This window comes from Ralstonia sp. A12 (genome assembly GCF_000801955.1).
Classification (GTDB): domain Bacteria; phylum Pseudomonadota; class Gammaproteobacteria; order Burkholderiales; family Burkholderiaceae; genus Ralstonia.
In genome coordinates, this window is sequence record NZ_JSZO01000027.1 from 1 (window position 1) to 25,525 (window position 25,525).

23 protein-coding genes and 3 pseudogenes are annotated in these 25,525 nt (G+C 58.6%); 16 read left to right on the forward strand and 10 right to left on the reverse strand.

Features of this window, described 5'->3' with window-relative positions; all coding sequences use genetic code 11:
- Window positions 1–163 precede the first annotated feature (163 nt).
- From PI87_RS21915 to PI87_RS21940, 6 genes are all read left to right on the forward strand, one after another.
- Window positions 164–940, forward strand: coding sequence for an SDR family NAD(P)-dependent oxidoreductase (locus PI87_RS21915; protein WP_039599845.1), 777 nt, complete (start codon window positions 164–166; stop codon window positions 938–940).
- Window positions 941–964: 24 nt separating this feature from the next.
- On the forward strand, window positions 965–1,246 hold the full coding sequence (locus PI87_RS21920; protein ID WP_039599846.1) for a hypothetical protein: 282 nt from the start codon (window positions 965–967) through the stop codon (window positions 1,244–1,246).
- 35 nt (window positions 1,247–1,281) lie between these two features.
- Window positions 1,282–1,626: a carboxymuconolactone decarboxylase family protein gene (locus PI87_RS21925; protein ID WP_039599847.1), complete on the forward strand. Its 345-nt coding sequence runs from the start codon at window positions 1,282–1,284 to the stop codon at window positions 1,624–1,626.
- Between the two features lie 53 nt (window positions 1,627–1,679).
- Complete coding sequence (locus PI87_RS28725; RefSeq protein ID WP_084210057.1) at window positions 1,680–2,360, forward strand: cupin domain-containing protein; 681 nt, start codon at window positions 1,680–1,682, stop codon at window positions 2,358–2,360.
- Window positions 2,354–3,469, forward strand: a complete 1,116-nt coding sequence (locus tag PI87_RS21935; protein ID WP_039599849.1) for a flavin monoamine oxidase family protein — start codon at window positions 2,354–2,356, stop codon at window positions 3,467–3,469. Before PI87_RS28725 ends, PI87_RS21935 begins: the two co-directional genes overlap by 7 nt.
- 102 nt (window positions 3,470–3,571) lie before the next feature.
- Complete coding sequence (locus PI87_RS21940; protein ID WP_039599850.1) at window positions 3,572–4,771, forward strand: MFS transporter; 1,200 nt, start codon at window positions 3,572–3,574, stop codon at window positions 4,769–4,771.
- Window positions 4,772–4,801: 30 nt separating this feature from the next.
- On the opposite strand, the gene PI87_RS21945 is transcribed toward PI87_RS21940, so the two are convergent.
- Complete coding sequence (locus tag PI87_RS21945) at window positions 4,802–5,710, reverse strand: LysR family transcriptional regulator (RefSeq protein ID WP_039599851.1); 909 nt, start codon at window positions 5,708–5,710, stop codon at window positions 4,802–4,804.
- Window positions 5,711–5,733: 23 nt separating this feature from the next.
- On the opposite strand from PI87_RS21945, the gene PI87_RS21950 reads away from it, so the two are divergent.
- Together PI87_RS21950 and PI87_RS21955 are read left to right on the forward strand one after the other, a co-directional pair.
- Window positions 5,734–7,074: a MalY/PatB family protein gene (locus PI87_RS21950; protein ID WP_084210055.1), complete on the forward strand. Its 1,341-nt coding sequence runs from the start codon at window positions 5,734–5,736 to the stop codon at window positions 7,072–7,074.
- Between the two features lie 232 nt (window positions 7,075–7,306).
- Complete coding sequence (locus tag PI87_RS21955; RefSeq protein WP_039599853.1) at window positions 7,307–8,716, forward strand: amino acid permease; 1,410 nt, start codon at window positions 7,307–7,309, stop codon at window positions 8,714–8,716.
- A gap of 335 nt (window positions 8,717–9,051) precedes the next feature.
- Here the strand turns inward: PI87_RS21955 and PI87_RS28730 are convergent, their stop codons facing one another.
- From PI87_RS28730 to PI87_RS21970, 3 genes are all read right to left on the reverse strand, one after another.
- Entirely contained in the window at window positions 9,052–10,629 is a 1,578-nt protein-coding gene (locus PI87_RS28730) for a GMC oxidoreductase (RefSeq protein WP_198139606.1), read from the reverse strand.
- A 215-nt stretch (window positions 10,630–10,844) separates the two neighbouring features.
- Window positions 10,845–11,297, reverse strand: a complete 453-nt coding sequence (gene cueR / locus PI87_RS21965; protein WP_039599855.1) for a Cu(I)-responsive transcriptional regulator — start codon at window positions 11,295–11,297, stop codon at window positions 10,845–10,847.
- A 2-nt stretch (window positions 11,298–11,299) separates the two neighbouring features.
- A complete protein-coding gene (locus PI87_RS21970; protein ID WP_039599856.1) occupies window positions 11,300–13,738 on the reverse strand; it encodes a heavy metal translocating P-type ATPase in 2,439 nt (812 codons plus the stop codon).
- A 191-nt stretch (window positions 13,739–13,929) separates the two neighbouring features.
- Between PI87_RS21970 and PI87_RS28735 the strand changes: the two genes are divergently transcribed.
- From PI87_RS28735 to PI87_RS22005, 8 genes are all read left to right on the forward strand, one after another.
- Window positions 13,930–14,274 carry a hypothetical protein gene (locus PI87_RS28735; protein ID WP_157003205.1) on the forward strand — a complete coding sequence of 115 codons (345 nt, stop codon included), beginning with the start codon at window positions 13,930–13,932 and terminating at the stop codon, window positions 14,272–14,274.
- Window positions 14,264–15,700, forward strand: a complete 1,437-nt coding sequence (locus tag PI87_RS21975; protein ID WP_232314062.1) for a TolC family protein — start codon at window positions 14,264–14,266, stop codon at window positions 15,698–15,700. The genes PI87_RS28735 and PI87_RS21975 overlap by 11 nt, the downstream gene beginning before the upstream one ends.
- A gap of 34 nt (window positions 15,701–15,734) precedes the next feature.
- Window positions 15,735–17,138, forward strand: coding sequence for a multicopper oxidase family protein (locus PI87_RS21980; RefSeq protein WP_039599857.1), 1,404 nt, complete (start codon window positions 15,735–15,737; stop codon window positions 17,136–17,138).
- A gap of 102 nt (window positions 17,139–17,240) precedes the next feature.
- Window positions 17,241–17,522: a hypothetical protein gene (locus tag PI87_RS21985; protein WP_232314063.1), complete on the forward strand. Its 282-nt coding sequence runs from the start codon at window positions 17,241–17,243 to the stop codon at window positions 17,520–17,522.
- A 195-nt stretch (window positions 17,523–17,717) separates the two neighbouring features.
- Complete coding sequence (locus tag PI87_RS21990; protein WP_039599859.1) at window positions 17,718–18,074, forward strand: copper-binding protein; 357 nt, start codon at window positions 17,718–17,720, stop codon at window positions 18,072–18,074.
- 119 nt (window positions 18,075–18,193) lie between these two features.
- Window positions 18,194–18,451 carry a heavy-metal-associated domain-containing protein gene (locus tag PI87_RS21995; RefSeq protein ID WP_039599860.1) on the forward strand — a complete coding sequence of 86 codons (258 nt, stop codon included), beginning with the start codon at window positions 18,194–18,196 and terminating at the stop codon, window positions 18,449–18,451.
- A gap of 194 nt (window positions 18,452–18,645) precedes the next feature.
- Window positions 18,646–18,774 (forward strand): copper-binding protein, encoded by a 129-nt coding sequence (locus PI87_RS28740; protein ID WP_084210056.1) that lies wholly within the window; start codon window positions 18,646–18,648, stop codon window positions 18,772–18,774.
- Between the two features lie 78 nt (window positions 18,775–18,852).
- Window positions 18,853–19,221 (forward strand): MAPEG family protein, encoded by a 369-nt coding sequence (locus PI87_RS22005; RefSeq protein WP_039599862.1) that lies wholly within the window; start codon window positions 18,853–18,855, stop codon window positions 19,219–19,221.
- Between the two features lie 437 nt (window positions 19,222–19,658).
- Here PI87_RS22005 and PI87_RS22010 read toward each other — a convergent pair whose 3' ends face one another.
- From PI87_RS22010 to PI87_RS22030, 6 genes and pseudogenes are all read right to left on the reverse strand, one after another.
- Window positions 19,659–19,982, reverse strand: a complete 324-nt coding sequence (locus PI87_RS22010) for an ArsR/SmtB family transcription factor (RefSeq protein ID WP_039599863.1) — start codon at window positions 19,980–19,982, stop codon at window positions 19,659–19,661.
- A 135-nt stretch (window positions 19,983–20,117) separates the two neighbouring features.
- A pseudogene (locus PI87_RS29695) lies at window positions 20,118–20,405 on the reverse strand (hypothetical protein).
- 549 nt (window positions 20,406–20,954) lie between these two features.
- Window positions 20,955–21,857, reverse strand: a complete 903-nt coding sequence (gene dsbG / locus PI87_RS22015; RefSeq protein WP_232314064.1) for a thiol:disulfide interchange protein DsbG — start codon at window positions 21,855–21,857, stop codon at window positions 20,955–20,957.
- Between the two features lie 25 nt (window positions 21,858–21,882).
- A pseudogene (locus PI87_RS29930) lies at window positions 21,883–22,606 on the reverse strand (SDR family NAD(P)-dependent oxidoreductase).
- A gap of 1,896 nt (window positions 22,607–24,502) precedes the next feature.
- Entirely contained in the window at window positions 24,503–24,631 is a 129-nt protein-coding gene (locus PI87_RS29955; RefSeq protein WP_442965507.1) for a hypothetical protein, read from the reverse strand.
- Window positions 24,632–24,738: 107 nt separating this feature from the next.
- Window positions 24,739–25,383 (reverse strand): annotated as a pseudogene (locus PI87_RS22030) (transposase); the annotation flags it as partial.
- Window positions 25,384–25,525: the final 142 nt, after the last annotated feature.

The window sequence follows — 25,525 nt, forward strand, 5'->3', positions numbered from 1 at the left end:
GGATACGGGGGCAAATCCATTTACTAAAAGATTATCTTTTAACCAAAAACAGAATATCTCATTTGCAGCAAAACTAGGCCGGTCCAACAATGGCATCAAAAATCGGGCACGGACACAGCTCGACTGAGCCCCACATGTCATAACCGGCTTTTCAGGAGTACCAATGAATAGTTTCTCTTCCAAAGTTGCCATCGTTACCGGCGGTGGCTCCGGTATTGGAAAAGAGGTTGCAGCCCGACTCGTGAAGGCTGGTAGCAACGTGGTCATTGGTGGGCGAGATGAAATCAAACTCGCGGATGCTGCGGCGGAAATTGACCCGACCGGTAGCAAGGTTCGCCACTATGCAGGCGACATCGCTCAGCCAGCGACCGCCACGGGACTCGTCAATCTGGCAATGGCCGCCTTCGGAGGGGTCGACATCCTAGTCAACAATGCTGGTGTGTTCCGACCCAAGGCATTCCTCGACGTAGACGAATCCGAGTACGACTGGTTTCTTGACACCATTCTCAAGGGCAAGTTCTTCATGGCGCAGGCCGCGGCGCGCGCCATGAAGCGACGTGGAGGCGGCGCAATTGTCCAGACAGGCTCGCTGTGGGCATTGCAGGCGATTGGCGCCACGCCCTCCGCCGCATACTCGGCCGCAAATGCTGGCGTGCACGCGCTGACGCACAACCTCGCTATCGAACTGGCACCGTCGAACATCCGCATCAACACCGTTGCCCCCGGCGTGGTGGAAACGCCTGTCTACAACACATTCATGACGGACGAACAGGTCAAGGCAACCCTGCCCACGTTCAACGCGTTCCACCCGCTTGGGCGTAATGGGCAACCGGCAGACGTTGCCGAGGCGATTCTGTTCCTGGCTTCGCCCAATGCGTCGTGGATTACTGGCACCGTGTTGCCCGTCGATGGCGGTGTGATGGCTGGGCGCCAGGCCTGATCGTTTTTTCAAAGGAGCAAAGTAATGGTCTATCTGCAAATCACCCTGAAGATTCACGCCGCTGACCGTGCCGCGGCGGCCGATGTTTACCAACAGTACAAGGCCCCGTTCCTCAACACGATCGCCGGGGCGAAATCGAAGGAACTGCTGGTGCGCGATGACGACGTGCAGGTGCTGCATGGCTTCGACTCGAAGGACAACGCGCAGGCTTACCTCAAGAGCGAGTTGTTCAACGCGGACGTGGTTGGCGCGCTTTCGCTGCTGCTTGCCGCGGCGCCGGACATCCGCATCTACCAAGCAGCTTAATCACACTCAGCGCACATAGATAGGACAAGGACACCATGATGCAAAACTGGAATGATTACCACGGCGAACTGATGGGCCGCATCGGCGAACTGGCGAACATGAACCCCGACGTGCTGCATGGCCTGCAAACGATCAGAGGGAGTGCCGCGAAAACCGGCAAGCTCGAACCAAAGGTCCACGCATTGATCGCGCTAGCCGTGGCGGTCACAACGCGCTGCGATGGCTGCATCATCTCCCATACAAAGAATGCAGTGGAACTCGGCGCCACGCTGGAGGAAATCTCCGAGGCGCTGGGCACTGCAATCGCGCTCAACGCCGGGGCCGCGCTGGTCTATTCGTCTCGCGTGCTGGACGCGCACGCTGCTGTTACAGGTCGTTGATCTGCGTACAGCAGACCGAGTACCCGCCCGGTCTGCTGACGCACTTCGTTGTCATGCTCGTCAATCAGGATTTCTCTCTGCGTGCGGTGCTTACGCCGAGTCAGCATCAATGGGTCGCATCGCCACAGGGCGGCGTGGACCGCGTGATGCTTGATCGAGTCGGTGCGGAGCAAGCCCGTGCAACCAGCCTGGTCCGATACGCCCCGGGGTCACATTTCCCGCGTCACCTGCATCCGGGTGGCGAGGAGATATTGGTCATCGCCGGCACCTTCTCCGAAGGCATGCATCGCTACCCGGCGGGCTGGTATCTGCGCAATCCGCCTGGTTCGTCTCACCAGCCGTCCAGTGATGAGGGTGCGCTGCTTTTCGTCAAGCTTTGGCAGATGTCTAGCTATGAGCAGGACCCTGTGCGTATCGATATCTGTGACCCATCGCGTTGGGTAATCCAGGGCGCGCGAGAGACATGCCTGCTTTTTGTGAATCACGCCGAGCATGTGTCCATCGAGCGCGTGGCCGCCAATGTGCAACTTCTCGCCAATCCTGTTGGCGGCGTAGAGCTTCTGGTTCTTGATGGCACGCTGTACGAAGGCAGCCACCAGTACAAACGCGGCACCTGGCTACGGCTGCCTCCTAGCGAACAGCCGGCGTTGGTTTCGGGTAGCACAGGCGCTACGGTGTATCTCAAGACCGGTCATCTGACGGGCGATCATCTGAATGAGGCCCTGTCATGTTGACCACGCGTGTCGCGATCATCGGCGGTGGACTCAGTGGCCTGTACGCTGCGGCTCTTCTCGAGAAGCGCGGCATCAAGGACTACGTCCTGTTCGAGGCGCGCGATACGTTTGGCGGACGAATCCTGTCTCTTCCGGCAGACTCCGCAACCGAGCGCTACGACCTCGGCGCAACTTGGTTTTGGCCGACGATGAACCCCGACCTGGCAAAGCTGATTGAACTGCTGGGGCTCGAGACATTCGAGCAGTTTGAAGCCGGTGACATGCTGATCGAAAACTCAAGATCGCGTCCCCCTGCGCGCGTGAAAGGGCATCCCTCCACATTGCCAGCACTGCGTGTAGCGGGTGGCATGGGCGCGCTCACCGATGCCATTCGAGATTGCCTGATAGGCAGAGCCCTCATATCGAGTCATCGCGTGTGCAAACTGCGACATCTGGGAGATTGCATCGAAGTCGAAGCCCATGATGCTCTTGGGTCGACGATCTGTTACCGCGTCACGCACGTCTTGCTTGCGGTGCCACCGCGCCTCGCCGCAACGACCATCGAGTTCACCCCGATGCTGCAGGAGGCAACGATGAAGCAGTGGAAGCATTGCGGGACTTGGATGGCCCCGCATGCCAAGTATGTGGCTGTATTTGACGAACCCTTCTGGCGCCAACAAGGGCTTTCTGGTGAGGTGCGCAGCGCAGTGGGCCCTCTCGGGGAGATTCATGACGCGTCGGCACATCGAGATGGCGCCGCACTGTTCGGGTTCTTTGGCGTTCCTGCTCAGGTGCGCATCAGAACGCCCGAGGCTGTCCTGCTTGAGCATTGCCGCGCCCAGCTCGTTCGGCTGTTTGGAGACAGTGCAGGAGCACCTTGGGTCGAGTTTCTGAAGGATTGGACAAGCGACCCCTACACGGCAGTGCTTGCAGACCAGCAGCCGGGCGCGCACCACAGCGTGGAGTTACCGTCGACGCCGTCGGCTGGAGTCTGGAAGGATCGGCTTATTGGGATTGCCAGCGAGTGGTCTCCGCGCTTTTCCGGTTATATCGCCGGAGCAGTGGACGCGGCGAGCCTTGGCATCGCAAAGCTGCAAGCCGCAGACACAACCGGTACCGTTTCGCATTGAGGAGCGTGTCTAGACCTCAACGTAAGATATCGAGGCAGACCACATCCCTAATCGTGCCGACAATGAACGCCGGCTGACGGCAATTCGTGCATTCCAATCCTGATGTCTACTTCAAGATTCAACGCTGACGTGCTGCGTTTGGCCACAGTGCAAGCCCTGGCCGGAGCCAATTCCACGGTCATCTATGCCACCGGGGCGATCATCGGCAACATGCTTGCCCCAAAGCCAGCGCTGGCAACAGTACCGGTCTCCATCTTCGTTGTGGGCATGGCTGCCGCGACACTTCCGGTCGGCGTCATTACGCGGCGCCATGGGCGGAGGTCTGCGGCCCTGTTTGGTAATGTCTGTGGCGTCATCGTGGGCCTGTTGGCGGCGCTGGCTCTGGTCATCCAATCGTTCAGCCTCTTCTGCTTCGCCATGCTTTTTGGTGGCGCATATGCAGCTGTGGTGCTGACGTTCCGGTTTGCTGCTGCCGAGTGCGTACCTCCAGAGAGCCGTGCACGGGCGATGTCGACCGTGCTGGCCGGAGGTGTTGCCGCTGGCGTGCTCGGACCGCAGTTGGTGACAGCCACGATGAACCTATGGTCACCACACGCGTATGCAGTGACTTACCTAGCGTCCGCTGGTGCAGCTGTGCTCTCGGCGATCGTACTGCTGGGCGTACGATTTGAACACCAGCCGCCCGTCTCGTCTCACGCGCAGGGTAGACCGAGTTCCACCATCATGAGACAACCCCGCTTCGTTGTCGCCATGCTCTGCGGTGTTGTGAGCTACATGATGATGAACTTCATGATGACGTCCGCGCCGCTCGCCATGGAGTTGTGCGGTATCCCGCGCGTGCACGCCAACTACGGCATCGAGATCCATGTCATTGCCATGTATGCCCCAAGCTTCTTCACAGGACGGCTGATTGCGCGCTTTGGCGCGCCGGCCGTCAGCCTAGCGGGGCTGGTGTTGATTGCTCTGGCTGCCGTCACAGGTATGACAGGCTTGTCGGTGAATCACTTTTGGATCGCGCTGCTGCTGCTTGGTTTGGGTTGGAATTTCGGCTTCCTGGGTGCATCGGCCATGGTGTTGGCGTGCCACACGCCTGCGGAAGGACCACGTGTCCAGTCGATCTATGACTTTGTGGTGTTCGGGGCCATGGTCGTTGGCTCGTTCGCGTCGGGTGGTCTACTGACGACATACGGATGGCCCCTTGTGTGTGGTCTGATGCTGCCCCCGGTATTGGTGGCAACGGCCAGTCTCTTCTGGTTGCGGCGTGACCAGACACCAATCGACCCATTGGCTCAACGCGGCTGATCGCCCCTCATCGTTTGCAACGCACCCAATCTAAGGGGAGCCTTGCTTTATTCGAAGGCCCATCTGTTTCGCAAGCGCCAGAAATCCCGCGATGTAGGCGATGTCATCCTCGCCGCGGCGGATGCCAAGGTTGATGCTCTTGTTGATACCGCGCTTTCCCAAGCGGATCGCGCGGATCGGCAGACCAACACCCTCTTCCCGCACAAGCCAATCCGGCAAGACTGAAACCCCGCGCCCTGCGGCGACAAGTTGCAGCATCAAATCTGTCGCTTCGGCGGTTCGATGCAACTTCGGCTTGCAATGCGCTGGCACAAGGAACCGCGTATAGATATCGAGCCGTTCCGTACTGACGGGCACGGTGATCAGTTCTTCGTTCAAAAGATCACGCGGTTCGGCAAACGCGCGCGCCGCCAATGGATGCGTCTCATGCACAACGAGAACGAGCTCGTAGTCGATAACCGGCGTGAACTGCAACTCCGGGAGATCGAGTGGGTCCGGCGTAATCAGCAGATCAATCTCGTACCCTTGAAGCGCGGCAACGCCATCGAAGCGGAATGCAGTGCGCACATCGAAAGCCACGTCCGGCCAGGCGGCCAAGTAGTGCGGCGTCAACCTTGAGAGCCACTTCTGGCACGGGTGGCACTCCATGCCCACGCGCAGCGCCCCGCGACGCCCTTCGGCGAAATCGACCAGCACGCGCTCGGCATGGTCGATCTGAGGTAGGACGCGTTGCGCCAGTGCAAGCAGGTATTCCCCCGCCTGCGTGAAACGTAGGCCGCGCCCGCTCTTGGTCCACAACTTGACGCCGTGAATCTCTTCTACTCTTCGGATCATGTGCGACAGCGCCGATTGCGTGACGTTCAGCCTTTCCGCCGCCGCTGTGACGCTACCCAAACGGTTCACCTCCAACAGAATGGCGAGTTGCTGACGATCCAGCATCCATGACTCCTGTTCATTGCTCCATGACAACATACCATTTCTGCTCATGGAATGACACTGCTAATCTCGTGCCACGTTGGGTCGCATTTGTGTGCGACCTGTTCTCCAGAAACAAGGAAGGGATCGTGAAGGCATATTCCACAGCATTGAGAAAGGACGTTTCTACTAGCGAGGGCCTTAGCATTTTCGATGAAGTCATCGATCGCAAGCACTCCAATTCTATGAAGTGGGCAATCGCGGAAAAGCTGCTTTCGGCTGACGAAGCTGGGGCTCAACCATTGCCGATGTGGGTGGCCGACACGGACTTCAAATCTCCGCGCCCCGTCATCGACGCATTGCACGAAGCAGTGGAGCACGGCGTGTTCGGCTACCCTGGTGGTGCGCCAGACAGCTATGTCGACGCGGTAGTCGCCTGGCAGGCGAAGCGGTTCGGGTGGGAAGTGCCGAAAGAGTGGGTGATCCAGACCTCCGGCATCATCACGACCCTGAAGACCGCCGTGCAGGCGTTCTCCGCGCCCGGTGATACCGTGCTCATTCAGCCGCCCGTGTACGCCCATTTCCACAATGACGTATTGATGAATGGTCGCCATCTGGCCTTCGCGCCGCTTGAGCGGACGGAAACAGACTATCGCTTCAATGCGTCCGCGTTTGAGGCAGCAATCCAGGCCAACACCAAGCTGTTCATCCTGAGCAATCCACACAACCCGACGGGCAACGTGTGGACTGAGGACGAACTGCGCACCATGGGTGAGATCTGCCAGCGCCATGGCGTTCTCGTGATCTCCGACGAGATCCACCAAGACCTGATCATCAACCCAGCCCTGAAACACATCCCCTTCGCCTCATTGAGCGAGGCATTTGCGCAGAACAGCATCACATGCACGGCCCCGAGCAAAACGTTCAATCTGCCGGGCCTACAAAGCGCGAACGTGTTTGTGCCGAACAAGCGCTTGCGCGAAGCACTGCTACGGCAGTACGACCGGAACATGTTCCCGCTGGTCAACACGCTCGGGATGGTCGCTGCAGAAGCCGCCTATGCACACGGCGAGTCATGGCTAGAGGAAATGTTGGTGTATCTGCGCGAGAACCACGCCCACTTCGCCAGCGCAGTCAATAGCGCCACGTCAAAGGTGAAGGTCTTGCCGGCTGACTCGCTCTACCTGGCCTGGATGGATTGCCGCGGGCTGGGCATGGACGCGGACGAACTCAACAAATTCATGCTGACCAAGGCCCGCCTGTGGCTCGACAAGGGACAGAAGTTCGGCATCGAGGGACACGGCTATATGCGCGTCAATCTTGGATGCCCGAGATCGACCGTCGATGAAGCCGTCCAACGACTGACCGCGGCCGTGGCCGGGCTTTAAACCGGCCGCCGCGAACGCATAGCGAACCTCATCGCGTTCGCGGCACCCCCTTCAGCGAGGAGACAACTCAACGCAGTTTTTGACTTGCCGTGGGCCGCTCGCCCACTCGGCAACGGGCCTCTGCGCCCAATCGCTGCCCATGCAGCCTGAGAAATGGTTCTCCATTTCTCACCCCGACTACGCGCGAACAAAAAACAGTGCGCGATCGGATCACACCATAGGAGACAGCACCATGAGTGAAGGCACGCAAATACAGGCGTACGAAAAAGAGGATCTGAAAAGAGATCTCAAGAATCGCCACATCCAGATGATCGCCATCGGCGGTGCGATCGGCACAGGCCTGTTCTACGGTTCATCCTGGGCCATCAAGACCGCCGGTCCGGCCATTCTTCTCGTGTACATCGTTGCCGCAATCGCGATCTATTTTGTGATGCGGGCGCTGGGCGAAATGGCCGTTGAAGAGCCTGTGTCCGGTTCGTATGTTTCCTACTCGAACCGCTACATCCACCGGTTTGTTGGTTTCCTGAACGGATGGAATGCGTTCATCTTCCTGCTGGCCACTAGCGCGGCGGATTTGAATGCCCTGGGCAACTACGTGCACTTCTGGTTTCCCAGCGTACCCATCTGGGTCACGGCGCTGGCGGCAGTGTCAGTCATGTTCGTGGTCAATATCGTCGGTGTGAAGATCTACGGCGAGGCGGAGTTCTGGTTTGCGCTCGTCAAGGTGGTGGCCATCGGCGCGCTGATCCTCTTCGGCGTGGGCATGATCTTCTTCGGCATCGGCAACCACGGGCAACCCGTCGGCTTGCACAACCTTGTCGACCATGGAGGCTTCTTCCCGAAAGGCGTGAGCGGGACGCTCCTGTCGATCGTGATGGTGGCATTTGCGTTTGGTGGCGTAGAGAACCTGGGCCTGGCGGCAGGCGAAGCCAAGGACGTCAAGACCACGATGCCGAAGGCGGTCAACGCCACGTTCTGGCGTCTGCTGCTGTTCTATGTGGGCGCCATCGCTGTGCTGCTGGCGGTGTTCCCATGGACCGCGTTGACCACCAAGGGAAGCCCGTTCGTCGACGTGTTCGTCAAGATGGGCGTGCCGGCTGCCGCGGGCATCATGAACCTGGTTGTGGTAACCGCGGTCCTGTCGGCGGTGAACGCCAGCGTGTTTACCAACAGCCGCACGTTCTACAACCTCTCTCTGCAGAAAAACGCTCCTGCGTTCCTCAGCGTGGTGAACAACCGCAAAGTCCCGTCGCGCGCCATTATGCTGGTGTTTGCCACCATGTTTGCTGGGGTCGTGCTGAACTATGTCATGCCCGATCAGGCCTTTGAACTGTTCTCCTCGGTGACCGTGTTCGCACTGGTCTGCGCATGGGCATCGATTGTCATCAGCCATCTGAACTTCCGAAAGATTCGTATCCAGAACGGTCAGGAAGGCAAGCTGACCTACAAGATGCCTTTCTATCCGTATAGCAACTACATAGCGTTGGCGTTCGTGGCAGCGGTTATGGTCTGCATTGCTATCTTGCCGGACATGCGTATGTCGCTGGTAGTGTCTGGGGTGTGGGTGTTCGTCGTGTTCATCGCGTATCGCTTCTATACGAGGAATGACGCAGTGCTTGCCGGCACACCAGCGCAATCCTAAGGAAGCAAAAGCTGACCGGTGGCGCCAACCCAAACGTAATTGGGACGGCCCACCGATTTTCTGACGTAACTACCGGCACCGTGGCGAGCCGGATGACCGTTTCTCGCTGGGCTGCTAAGACGAACAGCGGGAGCGTGCGGCTCCATAAGAGCGGGGAATCCAGGTTGGATACGCTCCGGCGGGCGGAGAACATCCGCCAGTCGGTCTTCGTATTGCGCATAACCCCATTGTTGACAAGTTGCTGCGGCACGCAGCGCGGGCGGCGCATCGATACAGCACATGTCGACGAAGGCACCCTTACTCCCATCCGCCCCCCGGATACATCGAGCTTGCCCTTAGGCTCCGTTCTGCGGCAGGGCTATGTGGCTTCGCAGTGACTCTAAGAGCCTATCAGCGACATTTGCTGACCATGCCGCTATTGTTAGACTCGGTGGCGCTCCGGGAGACTCTGGCAAAGCGGAAGCATCAGCGACATATAGTCCAGGGTTGTCAAAAACCTCCCCGTTCGCGTCAACCACCCCATCAAGATTCGAAGTGCCCAAACAGGCCCCCCCTATAGGTTGAACAGTTACGGGGACGCCCGGAGCATAGATCCTCGTGTTGGTCTCCGCCTCGATATCTTTTACCTCGAAATCCATTTCTCGGTAAATACGGTTATCGGCCTTTCTGTACCTTATTTTGAACTTTCCATTCCTTATTTCCATCGACCCATTGTTTTCATCACCACCCAGGGCCGCCATAAATGAGTTTCGACTCAGCCATTTCTTCAAAATCTTTGGCAGAGGAATATCGTCCAGACCTTGAATGCTGGCGCGAAGCACTTGCAAACGCTTACTTTTTGAGTTCTTTGATCTAAAGGGCCCGGTAAGCGGCATCCCCCTTGTCAGATCGCTTTTGCTACTTTCCTTCCAAAACCCAAAGAATCCACCATTCGTTCCAAATTTCAAGCCCAACCTCGGCATACCTTGCAGGCCATACTCAATATCTCGACTTCGCAAAAGCAAGCGAACGGTATTGATAGCGCCTGCCGCTAGAATAACGTGTTGCGCAAGTATCTTTTCATCTTTCCCACTTCGATGGTCGCGATAGAAAACCTCATATCTCGCCTCATCATCACCATCCCTCCTCAATCCACGTATGGATTTGACTTCGCACAAATCGTGAACGATCAATCCGTGCTGGATGGCAGGCCAAATGCAAGTAAAATCCAGCGTAGTCTTGGCGCCTGACGGGGAGCCGAGAAAACTATTATTTCTCATGTCACACTCCCATCGCTCCACCCCAAATTGATCAACCACCTTCGAGGGATTTCCGGGCTCCTTCGGCAAGAGAACCCCCACTGCAGGATTTCTCATTCCTTCATTTGACAGCTTTCCATCATAGCTAGTCTTATCAAGACTATTGGGGACCATATCGCTATGCAACACGGGCCTTGCATTAAGCAAAGCCAGCATTTCTTCGTAATATTTACCCATGTGCTCTGAAGAAATTTTTGGATTACGACCATCCCAGTAATCCGAGTCAAGGGGTCTTCCCAGCATCCCCCCATAGTTATGACTGCCACCTCCCATACTGGAGGCGCAGATCACATTAATTCCATCACCCAAGTAGGCCTCAACAAAACCTTTCTTATTGAGGATAAGCTCACTCCTAAGATGATGCGATCTCACCGATCTCACACCATAAGTAAAAGCCTTCGCTCCTTGCGGAAGAGGGGCTGTATTCTCGATGTGCATTGATCGAACGGGAACTGTATCTCTCCACGGACCTCGCTCAAGCATTAGAACATTTCGACCTGCCTCCGAAAGACGTTTGGCGGCAACTGCGCCACCGAATCCGCTCCCTACCACCAATATTTCAACTTTTCTTTCCATGATCGCGCTATAGAAAATTATCTTGTATAAAATTGCCAAGCTGGGAGGCCAGCGCCTGGCTCATTCAATTCCAGAATCGAAATAAACGCAAAGAAGAAATAGTTTTTCTGTGGCAAAGAAATAATTTCTTAAAGACAAGATCGGCTTGCAGTAAAGCCGAAGCCTTTGGACCTCAACTTCTCACCTGAACAACAACTGGGCGCCACAAGCCTTCAGGATTGGGATGGCTGAAGTCATTTCTGCCCGTGAGAGTTCTAGGCTCGCGAGCAAGCGGCTGCGCTTGTCATTGCTGCTGCTTCCGGGGCACCCTGCGCCGCAGCCTTGGACTCAAGCGAGTCGATAATCGGGCAGTCTGGGCTATCGTCACCGTGGCAGCCGTGCACCAAGTTTTCGAGCACGGCCCTCATCTCTTGGAGCTCTTTCAGTCTGTCGTCCAGCTCCGCGATGTGTGCCTGAGCCATTGCCTTGACCTGCCGACTAGAACGCTCGGGGTTTTGCCACAGGTGAAGCAGATCGCGAATCTGGTCCAGCGAGAAACCGAGGTCCCGGGAGTGCCGGATGAACTGTAGCCTGCCAACATCCTGATCGCTGTATTGCCGGTACCCGCTGCTCGTACGGCTCGCCAGGGGCAATAGTCCAATGCTTTCATAGTGCCGGATCATCTTTGCAGAGACTCTCGAAGCGGCGGCCGCTTTACCGATGTTCATCGTCAAGCTCCTTGAGTCAGAGCAGTGCCGTTGGCGTCAGCTGCCGCGCCACGCCAGCGACGCAACATCAGTGCATTGGTGACAACGCTCACGCTACTGAAGGCCATGGCCGCGCCAGCAATGACTGGATTCAGCAGGCCAAAGGCCGCCAGCGGAATACCCAGCACGTTGTAGGCGAACGCCCAGAACAACCCTTGCTTGATTTTCGAGTAGGTACGGCGCGAGACATCGAACGAATCCGCCACCAGGCGCGGGTCACCGCGCATTAGAGTGATACCTGCGGCTTCCATCGCGACATCAGTGCCCGTCGACATTGACAAGCCAACGTCGGCTGCCACCAGAGATGGCGCATCATTCAATCCGTCACCGACCATCGCCACAATGTGACCCTGCTTGCGCAGTTCCTGCACGATAGTGGCTTTGTCGCCGGGCAACAGCTCAGCGCGGACATCATCTATGCCCAGCTCGCGAGCCACGGCATAAGCACTCCCTTGGTTGTCACCGGTCAGCATCACCGTCCGGATGCCGAGCTCACGCAATCGAGCAATGGCAGCAAAGGACGCGGGCTTGACAGTGTCACCAAAGGCCAACATGCCCAGCACGCGCGCGCGGTTTTCCTCCCGCTCCAGCAGCCACGAGATAGTTCGTCCTTCACCCTCAAGGTACTCCGCGACGAGCAGTAGTGCGCCCGGATCGGCACCTTGCTCGTTCATCAACCGCGTACTGCCAAGCAAGAGATGTTGGGTACCAACGATGGCCTCCACTCCGCGGCCTGGCAATGCCTGCGCGTCATGTGCCGACGGTACAGGAGTGCATTGATCTCGGACACTCTCCATCACCGCATGTGCAAGCGGATGGTCACTGGTTTTTTGGAGTGCGGCGGCGAGTTGCAGAATCTCGTCCGGATGGGTCCCTTCGGTGGCCTCGACCGCGACCAACGACGGCTTGCCCTCAGTCAGAGTGCCCGTCTTGTCAAAAGCCACGGTGGTTACCGAGTGCGCCACTTCCAACGCCTCAGCATCTTTGATCAGAATGCCCTGGCGGGCCGCAACGCCGGTGCCGGCCATGATGGCTGTTGGCGTGGCCAGGCCAAGCGCGCACGGGCAGGCGATGACAAGCACAGCCACCGCACTGATCAAGGCCTGCTCTGCATCGCCGCCATACATGAACCAGCCGATGAAGGTAAGCAGTGCCAGCCCGAGGACCACAGGGACGAAGACGGCACTCACTCGATCGACGATGCGTTGGATTGGGGCCTTTGCTGCCTGCGCCGATTCCACCATGCGGATGATTCTGGCAAGCGTTGTTTCGGCGCCAATGGCTAGCGTGCGGACCCGCAGCAGCCCCTCTTCGTTGACCGAGCCGCCAGTCACTTTGCCGCCCACCGCCTTGGCAACCGGCAGGCTTTCACCGGTGATCAGCGACTCGTTGATGTGACTGCGGCCTTCGATCACTTCGCCATCCACCGGTACGCGCTCTCCGGGGCGGATGACAACGATGTCACCCACTGCGACCTGTTCGACCGGCGTCGAGATTTCGACACCATCCACCAGTACTCGAGCGATAGTCGGTCGCAAAGCATTCAGTGCGCGGATCGCGTCGGCAGTCTGCCGCTTGGCACGGGATTCGAGCCATTTGCCGAGCAACACCAGCGTGATGACCGCTGCCGAGGCCTCGAAGTACAAATGCGGCATACCGCGTCCGGTGTGCTTCCATAACAGGTAAGTCGACAGCCCATAGGCGGCACTCGTACCCAGCGCGACCAGCAGATCCATGTTGCCGCTGCCGGCCTTGATGGCCTTCCAGCCGGCGCGGTAGAAGCGTGCGCCCAGCAAGAACTGCACCGGTGTCGCCAGCGCCAATTGCACCCAGCCTCCCGGCATCCAGTTCACGCCAAATAACTGCAACAGCATGGGCAATACCAGCGGAAGCGTCAGCAATGTGCTGGCAAGCACTGGCCACCATTGCGGAAGCCCCTTCGCGGTCGGTGCAGCAGATGTTGCCTCCAACGGTTTGGCGACATAGCCGGCCTTGTCGATGGCAGCGGCAAGCGTCGCGAAAGACACGCCTGCAAGCGCCGTGACAGTGGCCTTTTCCGTCGCGAGGTTCACTGCCGCGGCCGACACGCCTGGGACGGATAGCAGCGCCTTTTCCACACGGCCCACACACGAGGCGCAGGTCATCCCTTCAATCGCAAGTTCGATCAGCTGGGCGCGAACGTCATAACCGGCCTTGCGGACAGCGTCGGCGAGCGCGCCGACATCGACGTTGGCAGAAGCCGTGACAGTGGCTTCCTCCGTTGCAAGGTTCACTGCGCTGCTTTCGATACCGGGCAATGCTTGTAGCGCCTTCTCTACACGCGAGACACAGCTCGCACACGTCATGCCTTCGATGGGGAGCTTGAACTCCAGCAGTGCTGTTGATGCGAGGGGTGTGCTCATGGGGGTCTCTGTGCTGTTAGCCGTCCGATACCCGACCAGCTTGGTCCTTACCATGGTTGGAAGGTCAAGCGAATCACAGTGGAAATTTTTTATCGAGCCCTATCCAACAAACCTCTTGACCTTCCTACGGTGGCAAAGCCGACAGTGACTTCGCTACCACCCAAACCGAGTCCAACAGAATGACATCCGAAATGTCCCCCATCCTCCGATTGCCTTCGCGCGCTGGTGGGACGATGGTCCTGTTACTGGCCGCCACAGTGGCCCATGCTGAACCCGAGCATTCGGCGCAGATGCCTGTGCCCGAGCTAGCGTATTCGTCAGCGTTTGCTGCCTATAAGGGTTACGCTGACCAGCCCGTCACTTCCTGGCGCGAAGCCAACGACACCGTGGGCCACATCGGTGGCTGGCGCAGCTACGCGAAAGAGGCCACCCAAGCGGCAGTGCCCCCAGCCCCTTCGGCGACTAGTTCAGCGCCCGCACCGGTAGGCCGGGACGACGTTCGCAGCGTTCACGAGGAAGCCGGCCGTGAACAATGACCGCACCGCTTTGCGCAGCCGCTTCCTGCCACTGGCCTTGACGGTCCTCGCGCTATCAGGCTGTACGGGTGTCAGCCTCGAGCAAAGCCTGTCGCGCACCAACGAAGAAGCTGCGAGCTTCACCGGCGGTCACTTGGCACTGGCCAGGACACCCGAGGACCAGGCTGAACGCAAGAAGACGGCATCTGAGCTGCTCGCCAGACCGCTTGGACGGGACGAGGCCGTGCAGTTGGCTCTTGTCAACAGCCCAGCTCTGCAGGCTTTGCTGGCGCAGCACGCAGCTAACACCGCACGTGCGGCCCAAGGCGGACGCCTATCCAATCCGCTGTTCACCTTTGACCGGCTGCGCAGCGGCGACGTGCTTGAGCTTGACCGCATGATCTCGATCGGGCTAATGGAGCTGCTAACCCTGCCGCTGCGCCAGCGAGTGGCCGAGCAACAGATCGAACAGGAACGGTTGCGGCTAACTTCCGACGTGGTTGACCAAATCAGCCGCGTGCGTCAAGCCTGGGTACGCGCTGTAGCGGCACAGCAAAGCCTGAAGTACGCCGGGCAGGTCTACGAAAGCGCCGAGGCCAGCGCCGAACTCGCGCGCCGTATGCAGGCTGCGGGCAACTTCAGCAAGCTTCAGCGCGCACGCCAGCAAGCCTTCTACGCGGACGCCGGCACACAGCTCGCGGTCGCGCGCTATGCAGCCACCACCGCGCGCGAAGAACTCGTGCGCCAGTTAGGCTTGACCGAATCTCAGGTGCAAGACCTGAAGCTGCCCGAGCGTCTACCTGACCTGCCCAGGCAGCCGCTAGAACCTGGCGAAGTGGGCCAGACGGCCAGCCGTGGGCGTTTGGATGTACGACTGGCCCGAGCACAGTTTGACGTCGCGGCCCGCGACCGGGGCCTGACCGGCGTGACCAGCGTCACGGACATCGAACTCAGCGGCGTCCACAACACGACCGCAAACAGCGCCGACGGTAGCAAGGCCACCCAGCGCGGTTATGAGATCGCCCTGCGCCTGCCGCTATTCGACTGGGGCGATCTGCAGCGCGACGCTTCCAACGGTCAGGTGCTGGCGTCAGCCCAGCGCCTGGACGCCACGGTGCGCGCGGCAGGTTCGAGCTTGCGGCAAAGCTACGCAGCCTACCGCACGACCTACGACATCGCGCGTCACCAACGTGACGAGGTTGTGCCGCTGCGCAAGACGATCTCGGACGAGAACCTCCTTCGCTACAACGGCATGCTGATCGGTGTCTTCGATCTGCTGGCGGACGCTCGCGATCAGGTGGGAGCCGTTATGGCCGAAATCGCAGCCGAGCAACAGTTCTGGTTGGCAGACGCGGCCCTGCAAGCCGAGTTGATCGGCAGACCCATGACAAGCGCGGTGATGGCGTCGAGTAGCGCGACGGCCGAAGGTGCCGATGCCGCGAACTGAATCGGCCCGACAACTTCCCCGCAAGGACTCCGATATGAATTCAAGAAGACAATTTTTTGCGATGGCCGGTGGCGCCATTGCAGCCGCCAGCGTCAGCCGGGTGGCCATGGCAGCGTTGCCCGAGCCTGTGAGCCAGACCTCGGCCGACACTATGCCGCCCCTCACACCGGACACAGGCCGGCCCTATAACCCTGTCGTCACGCTCAATGGCTGGACATGCCCGTGGCGCATGAAGAACGGCGTCAAGGAGTTTCACCTTGTCGCTGAGCCTGTGGTGCGTGAGATGGCACCCGGCTTCAAAGCGCATCTCTGGGGCTACAACGGCCAATCACCGGGACCGACCATCGAGGTGGTCGAAGGCGATCGGGTTCGCATCTTCGTCACCAACCGCCTGCCCGAGCAGACCAGCCTCCACTGGCATGGCCAGCGCCTGCCGAACGGGATGGATGGCGTCGCTGGTCTCACACAGAAGGCCATCCCGCCTGGGAAGACCTTCGTCTACGAGTTCACGGCGCGCCGCCCAGGCACCTTCATGTACCACCCGCATGGCGATGAGATGGTGCAGATGGCCATGGGCATGATGGGCTTTTGGGTCACGCACCCCAAAGCAGCACACCCACTGATCGACGAGGTGCAGCGCGACTTCTGCTTCCTGCTCAGCTCCTACGATATCGAGCCCGGCGCCTATACACCCAAGGTCATGACCATGTTGGACTTCAACCTGTGGGCTTGGAACAGCCGTGTCTTCCCCGGTATCGACTCACTGAACGTCCGTTTGGGCGACAAGGTGCGAATCCGCGTCGGCAATTTGACCATGACCAATCACCCAATCCATCTGCATGGCCATGAGTTCATGGTCACCGGCACGGACGGAGGACCGACGCCGAAGGGCGCACGCTGGCCCGAGGTCACGACCGACGTCGCCGTCGGGCAGATGCGGCAGGTCGAATTCGTCGCCGATGCAGAAGGCGATTGGGCTTTCCACTGTCACAAGGCCCACCACACCATGAACGCCATGGGCCACGAGGTGCCGACCATGATCGGCGTGGACCACCGTGACGTGGCCGGAAAGATCTCTCGTCTGATTCCCGACTACATGGTGATGGGTGAGCGCGGCATGACTGATATGACCGAGATGGAGATGCCGATACCCGACAACACTGCACCAATGATGACCGGACAAGGGCCGTACGGCTCGATCGAGATGGGTGGCATGTTCAGTGTGCTCAAAGTGCGGCGCGACCAAAAGCCCGGCGACTACAAAGACCCTGGCTGGTACCGACATCCATCCGGAACGATGGCGTACGAGTATCAAGGCTCGCTTGATGAACCCGTGCGCTCGTCGTCCACCGGTAACAGCGCCATGCCGCTCGCACAGCAGCCGGTTAATCAGGTTGAGGTCCAGGTACGCAAGCCCGGCGGCCACGCGGGCCATTGACCCTGGGCCCTATGCCGGACAGACCCGCATCAAACGATTTCCCCCCAATCCAACACTGTGTTGGCAGGCTCATGGAGCCAACTATCAAAAAGGAGCAGAAAAATGCGTATGTATATGTTGAAGAAAGCGGCTCTCGTTGCACTGGCTGCAGCGACCCTCAGCGGCGTAGCCAGCATGGCGAATGCCAGCGTCACGTCACCGCGCGAGTCCTTCACCGATGGCGCTCATGCAATGGGTACGCGCGACCCGCTCAGCGACGGCGCCCACGCAACAGGCAAGCGAGATCCGTTCAGCGACGGTGCTCGTGCAGCGGGTACACGCGATCCGTTCAGTGACGGCAACTACGCCGCAAGAACGTATGACTCTTTTGCGGATGGCATCTGATCCACGTATCTCAGTGCGTAGTTCTCGTCATCAAGGTTTAGACGTGTTGCATGCGTATGGCGAGAGCTGCGAGTGAGCGCCCTGCGATGTGACCGCTCCGGAACGACGCAATCCTTTTCATTCGAGGCACGGAGGCTGAGGCACACCTTGCAGCGGCCTCGTGCTCTGCACCTTGCCTGTCTCACAAGAAATCTCATGAAACTCAAAATCATTCACGCCATGACGCTCAGCGCCGTGCTGAGTCTGTCTTTCGTAGTTTGGTCCGGCGTCGCCATAGCACAGAACACAAGTGCGTCCGAAGGCCAGAACACCGCGGTGCCAGCCGGTTCCGACCTCATTGACGGCGAGGTCCGCAAAGTGGACAAGGGGGCTGGCAGGCTCACGATCAAGCACGGCCCGATCAAGGACCTCGACATGCCGAGCATGACCATGGTCTACCAAGTGGAAAAAGCAGCGCTGCTCGACAACGTGCAGGCTGGGGACAACCTCCGCTTCCGCCTCAAGAGCGAGGGAGGCAAGTTCGTTGTCACCGAGGTCCAGTCGACTCACTGATACACCGTGGCCAAGGTGTGCCAGCACATCCCGAATTCGCCATGTATCGCTTGACACTCCAACGATGGGAAGGCTGATAGTTTCAGCGTTTCATCCAACAAACCAGTAAGAGAAATTTCATGATTACCTTTCAAGTTAAAGACATGACCTGCGGCCACTGTGTCGGCATGATTACCAAGGCGCTGGAATCTGTGGATAGCCACGCCAAGGTCACCATTGACCAGGCCAAGCAGTTGGTCGTGATCGAGGCAACAAACGCCGATCCGAAGCAGCTTCAGGATGCCATTGCGGATGTCGGGTACACACCTGTGCTCGTCGAGGAAAGCAAGATTGAAGCCTCTGTCCAGGCGAGGACCTGCTGTGGAGGTAACCACTAGAATTCCCCCGACTTCGCGCCGGCGACAGTGTTGAGGAATGGCGCCTTGTACTGCTCGTAGACGCTAGCGGTCGCAGGGCGGTCAGCGCAAGCAATGTCCGCCGCAGATCTTGGGAACACAAAGGCGAGGAAAACGGCGAGCACCCACACGCCAGACACCACCAGTGACATGCGCATATCTGGCAGAACCTCGACATGCACGGCATGACCATGGTGCGCGATGCGGCCTTGCTCGACAAGGTGCAGGCTGGCGACACGGTGCACTTTCGTGCAGAGAAAGAAGAGGAGCGTCTACTCGTCATGGAGATCCAGCTAACCCGCTAAGGATGCGCACTAGCCGCTCTTATCGAGAAACAAGTCCATACCGTTTACTGAACACCGAAAACCGAAAGGGGAAAAAACATGCTTCCAATCACTTCCACTGTCGCCGCACTTGCCGCCGGGGGTCTCATTGCGCTGAGCCTTCCCGTGTCTTTACGCCGCATGACCGTGAAACAGGCCATCGGCATAGGTGATGACCCGGTCCTGCTGCGCCGTATCCGCGCGCAAGGGAATTTCATCGAGTATGTGCCGATTGGGCTCATCTTGCTCGCGCTCGCGGAATTGCGCGGGGCACCGCAGAGCCTGATTCTCGCCACTGCCGGACCGATGGTAATCGGTCGCATCGCCCATGCCATCGGAATGTTGCGCGGCGTGAATCCGATGCGCCGCATGGGCATGATGGCCACCTTTGTATCGCTTCTCGCGGGCGCGGCAGCGCAGTTTGTTTAAAGAGTCAACAACTTCGGCTGCGATTCGACTAACAGGTCACCATTGACCCTCACCGCAGACTGCTCCTGCAGCAGAATGGGGACAGTTGCAACCATGACTCTTCGGTCTTGAGGTTGAATACATGTAGAGTACTTGGCGTGTAGCCGGGTCAGCGGTCCGTTCGGCAGCCGATGAGCGAACCACAAACCGGCCGGAAAGAATAACGCTTCTGATGTCACCACCGGCCACGCTGCGCGATGCCCGCATGCAATCCGATGACGGCTATGGTGGAGAGCCGCCCAAGTAGCGGCGACCGGCGCAGCCATCCAACGCTGAATGCAAAACAAATAGCCATAGAGGCACTGCGAGGATGACGCCACTCCCGCTGGTCAACACCCAACTACAGGGCCTAGCGCCGCGCTGCTAGCAATAGCGTATTCAGATCAACATGCCGATTCCTAGTCGGCGTTAGCAAGAAACTGCTCATGCAGGACCGCGATTAGGGCGAGCGCCTGCTTGCTCGCCGCCGAGTAGAAGATGGTCTTGCCTTCGCGCCGGGTCGTTGCCAAACCGTTGCTACGCAGGACGCCAAGCTGCTGCGACAGCGTCGGCTGCCGGATGCCAAGCTGTTCCTCCAGAGCGCCGACGGACAACTCGCCATGGGATAGACGGCTCATCAGCAGCAAGCGATCCGGATTGGCGAGCACCTTGAGCAAAGCGCTGGCGCGCGTTGCTGCGGCCTGCACGATGCCGAGGTCGATGATGGGGTGTGGTTGGCTCATGGATGACTTGCAATCGATGTGACGTATCCTTTCGCACAGTGAGGTGCGTCGACGAGTTCCGCGCATTCAGCACGCGTATCAGTTCGCCAGCGATGTATCCAGCGCCAACTACTGCCGCGTGCCGCGGTAGCTCGGTCAATGCGAAGTAGCTATCCGAGTCGATCCAGTATTCCGTGCCAGGAGTGTCGAGGAGAGGCTGATGACAACGTCAGCATTGAACAACTCGCTCTGCAGATAAGCCTGTGCGTTTTCCTTCGGGTCAAAGACGTGCAGTACTTGCACGTCTTCGTCGCGCACCAGCAGTTCCTTCGACTTCGCACCGGTGACCGTGTTGGGAAAAGGGGCCTAGTACTGCTGGTAGACACCAGCCGCAGCGGCGCGGTTGGCGGCGATAGTCCTCAGAGTGATTTCCACCTGAATCATTGTTTTTCTCCTATGAAGTAAGCGTTCGAACCTGGCGCCGAACATCACACCGCCATCGGCGGCTATCAGCATCCAGTCCGATGTGCTTGCAATTGAAAAGAGCTATTCTGTGGTGCAACTGCAAGACCGAGCACGTGTCAGGATTCGAAACGCTTGATCGCCTACTATCGTTTGAACAACTGCGCTTTGTCCCAACCGAGATATTCAGTTGGCCATCGAAGAAAATCTTCTTGTCCTGGACGCTACCGCTTTCTAAATGCCATCCACGCGCTCAAAGTGAGAACAGGCATAGCAGGGATGCAGACGGAACCTCACGCAATATATCGAAAAGGCGAGCCGCGACAAGCTATTCGTGCCAATGCCGATGAAGCTATTCAGCCACTCGACCGAGACCTGGAAGCCAACGACACACGGAATAAGGCGACGTCGCTCATTGGCCCTGCGGTCGAGCGCGTGAAGAGTGCGAACTGCTGACTGCGTCATGGCAACTGGGGTGCAAATGCATGGCGCAGGCCTCCTGCAACACCTCGGCATCCGCAGAAAAAGCGACTATTGCGGCCCCAGAATCGCAGGAAGTTTCGAAGATTGCGCACCCATGGATACTTTGATCAGACCGCCCTCATCCTTCCAATACAGCGCCGGCGTTGCCTCCACACCTAGCGATGTCATCAGTTGTACGTTGTGATCCAGTTTCTGCTGAGTTTCTGCATCAATCGTCGGAAGCGGTTCGATGCCACTCGATTCGAGCGATTTCATATGACCTGACATACTCTGCCGGTTGATCGCAAACTGGACTGTTTCATGATCACGTAGCGCTTGCGCCGGATTGCGCGCCGCCAATAGCGCGGCCGCTTTTCCATTGCTTGTCGGTGTCAGTATGCCGACGACAATATTGCGAACCTGCACCTTGCCGGCTTTCACCCACGGCTGCATATCTGCCCACAAACGGCTGCAATACGGGCAATTGGGGTCAGTGAACACGTAGACGGTGCGCTTGGCAGCGGGATTGCCCTCAGCGATCCAATGGCTTTGTTCGAGTTGCTTCCATACGCCATCGCTCAGTTGTGAGCCAACGGCCTTTTCCAGGGGAGACCTAGTCAGGTCGTTGGCGTGTGCATCAATCATCGTGCCGACGATGACATACTTGCCATCGTTTGTGCTGTAGAACGCGAGTGGTTGCTGCCCCTTGAATGCTGCCCATCCTTTCATTCCTGGGGGCGCTGGCAGCATATCTCCGACAATCCGAATACCGCTTTCCTTACTGAGCGTTTGCAGCGCGGCTGGAATCGAGGCTCTGTCCACCGCATCCAGACCACCGCGCTTTCCGTCTGCTGCACACAATGCCGAGGTCGTCACGAGTAGCGTGAGTACGCCTGCAACATACGCAACGTGCTTACTTTGCAAAGTCATTGCTTCCTGTTGGGTTTCTTGTTTGGTTTCCAAATAGACCATTGCTTTGCTCCTGCGAAGTAATAAATCAGGCGCGGCGCCAGCCATCAACGGGCAACATAGCGCCGGTAATCCACGATGCATTGGGGGAGGCTAGGAACGGGATGGCCTCAGCGACATCGGCCGGCTGTCCGTTTCGCCCAAGAGGATGAAGGGCGGGGAATGTAGGCAGTGTTTCCTTAACCTGATCATCCGTCATGAAGGTGTTGTGGGCGGGCGTTTCCACGACGGTCGGTGCAGCCGTATTGATTTGGGTGTTCGACGGCATCAGTTCAATGGCAAGGTTGCGGATCAGCGCGTGCACGCCAGCATTGGCAGCCGAGGGAGTCGACCGATAGACTGCAAAGCACAGAGCGAGCCGGTCTGCACAATGGCACCACCCCCGCGCTGCTTCATCGCAAAGGCCGCAGCCTGCGCCACGAAGAACTTGCCCGTGAGGATCGTGTCGGGAAACCAGTTGTACTCGGACTCGTCCACTTCGAGGAGCTCTGTGGGCCGAAACACAGCAGCGTTGTTGATCAAGATGTAGACGCCGCCGAAAGCCGACGTCGCCACATCGACAAGCCCGTCGGCAGTTGCCGGCAGCGCGATGTCGCCCGCATGGAAGCAGACCTTGACGTCAATTGGGTCGATTTCCGTGGCCGCTCGTTTAAGCTTGGCTTCATACGATCACCGATGACGATGCTGCTGCCCGCCTTCACTAGGTGGGCGGAAACTTCTTTACCAATGCCGGAGCCACCGCCAGTGCCAATGGCAACATTGGAAGAAAGTTATTCACAGATACCCCTGAAAGACCGAGTAAGGGCGCTGGAAGCTGAACTGATTTCCGCACCTTCCTTTCCATCTGGACATTGTTCGACTGCCCGCCGCCTGTCGCAAATGAGATATTCTGTCGGCAACCGAAACAAAATCTTTCTCTTGGCGAATTCATCTTTGTGCGGCGCACATTCAAAGTTAGCGCAAAGCATCGAAACCTTCCGGCCTCGGTAGCGGAACGCAATGCGCTCTCCGTTGCGATCGACGCAACTTGTGCTCAGCACGGAGGGGTTGCTCGGTGTAAAGTCAGGACGTGATGCAAGCGGCTAACGATGAAGGTATTGACTTGCAGATCGCCAACTCTCCGAGGCCAAGAGAGGTTTGGTTCTGACGCCGCGTCGCTGCATGGTCAAACGTAGCTTCGGATGGGTAAACCGATGGCTTCCGTTGCGCTCAGTGCATAACAACTCTAGGCGGTGCACGAATAGCGTGGAGAGGTTCTGCGCGCTCACCCTGCCAGTCTTGGGAAGTTCAGCTCGCTGATTTGCCCCCAAAGGGGCAACAGCATTGGCCGGTCAAGCGTACGCTCGACCAGCCATATACTCAATACCCCTCCGACTCAACACATGATTGCAGGCTTCCCGGCGAGGAATCAGTCACTCTAAAATTTATCGTGATCCTGCACCAAACGATACGTTGCCCGCTAATCGATACTGCCCCTTCCTGGCCATTAAAGATGGACCATCCTTCGAGAGCCTGAGTGGCATCGCTTCTTTGCTATTGGCGGCCCAACCCGCTTTGAATATCAGCCTGTCGCCGGACTTTCGATGTTGGATTGTTTCGTAATGCGAATGCCACCAGTTCGATTCCGATCAGCAACACTAGAATAATCAAAGGGTTACGTGTATTTTGCCTGTGACCCTTTTGTGTTTCTGCGCTATGTAACCTCGATGTAACCGGATTCAGTCAATCCGAATCCATGCATGATCCATGCGCATGCCAGGCACTATCCGGTAGCGGCCCAACGCGCGATACCATTGATCAAGCGCGCAACTCAGCGGTCCTCCCCGCGCAGACACCTCCGTCAGCAGAACCCCCACACACTATCAACTGCTGCGGTCATCCACCTCCGCATCACCCCTGCCGTCGGCCGCCCTGTTGGCGCGCAATGTTCAATTAATTTCACCAGCGCCCGCTGATGGGGTCCAAGTGGCTAAACTTGCGCCTAGCCATAGTTCATGAGCCTCCGTGGAAGATGGTCGGAAAGCCCCGGGCAGTCACAAGCTGCCTGGGGTTTTTTCTTTCGGAGAGACTGCTTGCAAGCGATCCTTTCGCTCGGGCTCCCTCGCTCCCCGCCCTAGGGCGGGGAGTGGGGATAGCCCTTGCCCTCACGGGCAAGGGTTGGGATGGAGCGGGGTTCGAGCAGTGAGCAACACGGCTGGTCGTCGCGTCGCAATATGCATCCCCACACTAGGCCCCTCACTGCGTGAACGGGGCTTGTGCTGGGATGTGCGATGCGGTGTCCAGCCGTGTCGCTGTGCCGTTGGCGGTGCCGGCATCAGGCGGTCCGCATGACAGCACCCCGGCGCTGGCGTGGCCGCTGCGTCAGTGCCGCCCGCAGTCTGTGCCGCACGTGACAGGACAAGCCTGGCGCGTGACAGTGCTTTGCGCTGGCGCAGGACTGGCCCGGGCGCGGGCGGTGCGGAACGCCCGTCACTCACGGGCCGTCGGCCCGCAGTTGACCACGGGGCAGGAACGGCGATTCGAGACCAAACCTGGACCGCGTGCTTCAATACGCAGTTGCTGAAAAAGATGGAAGACGCAGCCCAGAACGGGCAAGCGTTGTTGGCTAGATCACAAGGGCGAGCGGCGGTGCCCTGCGCGAATCGCGATCAGACCCAGACCTGGAAATGCTCCGGGCTCTGTCCAGCATTGACGACACGCTGCAGCCAGTCGGACATGTCGCCGTCCCAATCCCAGGTCTGACCATGGGCACTGCGGTAGCGGACCGATTGGGCCACTCGCTTGCGCGACGGGAAGCATCCCGCGGCCACCAAGTCGGCATGTGTCAGACCATCGTGTGCGATCTGCAGACGGCCCCACGTGATCGCCTCGGCGCGGTGCCGCAAATTCTTCCGCGCTCGTCAGTCTTCGCGGAATAGAGACGCGAACGACGCGTGGCCCGGCAGCGCCTCAGGTGTTCAAGCAGTTCCTTCTTCAGCGCACCGCGAGCCTGGATTTAAAGACTACGATAGATCATCTCGTGTGACACTAGGTAGTCCTTGTTGACGGCATATGCACGCTTGAGCCAGCCTGCAATCTGCTCAGGGGACCACTGCAACCTCAGCTTGGCTGCCACAACCCGTGCCAGCGTTCGGTTTCTAACGAGCTTACATGCCTTTGGTCTGCGTGCTCGAGCCCAGGCAAGCTCGTCCACCTGACTCGCGCGATAGCCTTGGCCTCCTCCATTGCGCTTGAGCTCACGGCTAATGGTAGACGGCGCGCGTCCTAGCCGGGATGCAATCGAACGGATAGAGAGCCCGGCTACCACGGGGCGAGAGATCTCCTCTCGCTCGGCAAGCGTCAACGCCAGCCTGGAGCGGTGTCGCTGTGCTGGCTGGATACCGCCGGCCTCTGCCAGAATCCCCTGAACCGACGAGTGCCCCCTGTCGAACAGTCGGGCAATCTGATGAAGCGTTTCACCTCTGCGCCAGCGCTCCCACATCAGTGCCTTCTGACTTTCGGTGTAGTAGATCCGGCGTCGTTGTTTCATTTGCAACACCTCCACTGCTCACGCAGTCTCTAGTGTGTTGCATCAACCGGTTGAATCCGCAGGCGTTTCGTGACGCTCGTGCAACGCAAGAACGGCTTCTGGCAAGAGGCGGGAGAACTGGCCTGGAGCAGCCCCCTGAATC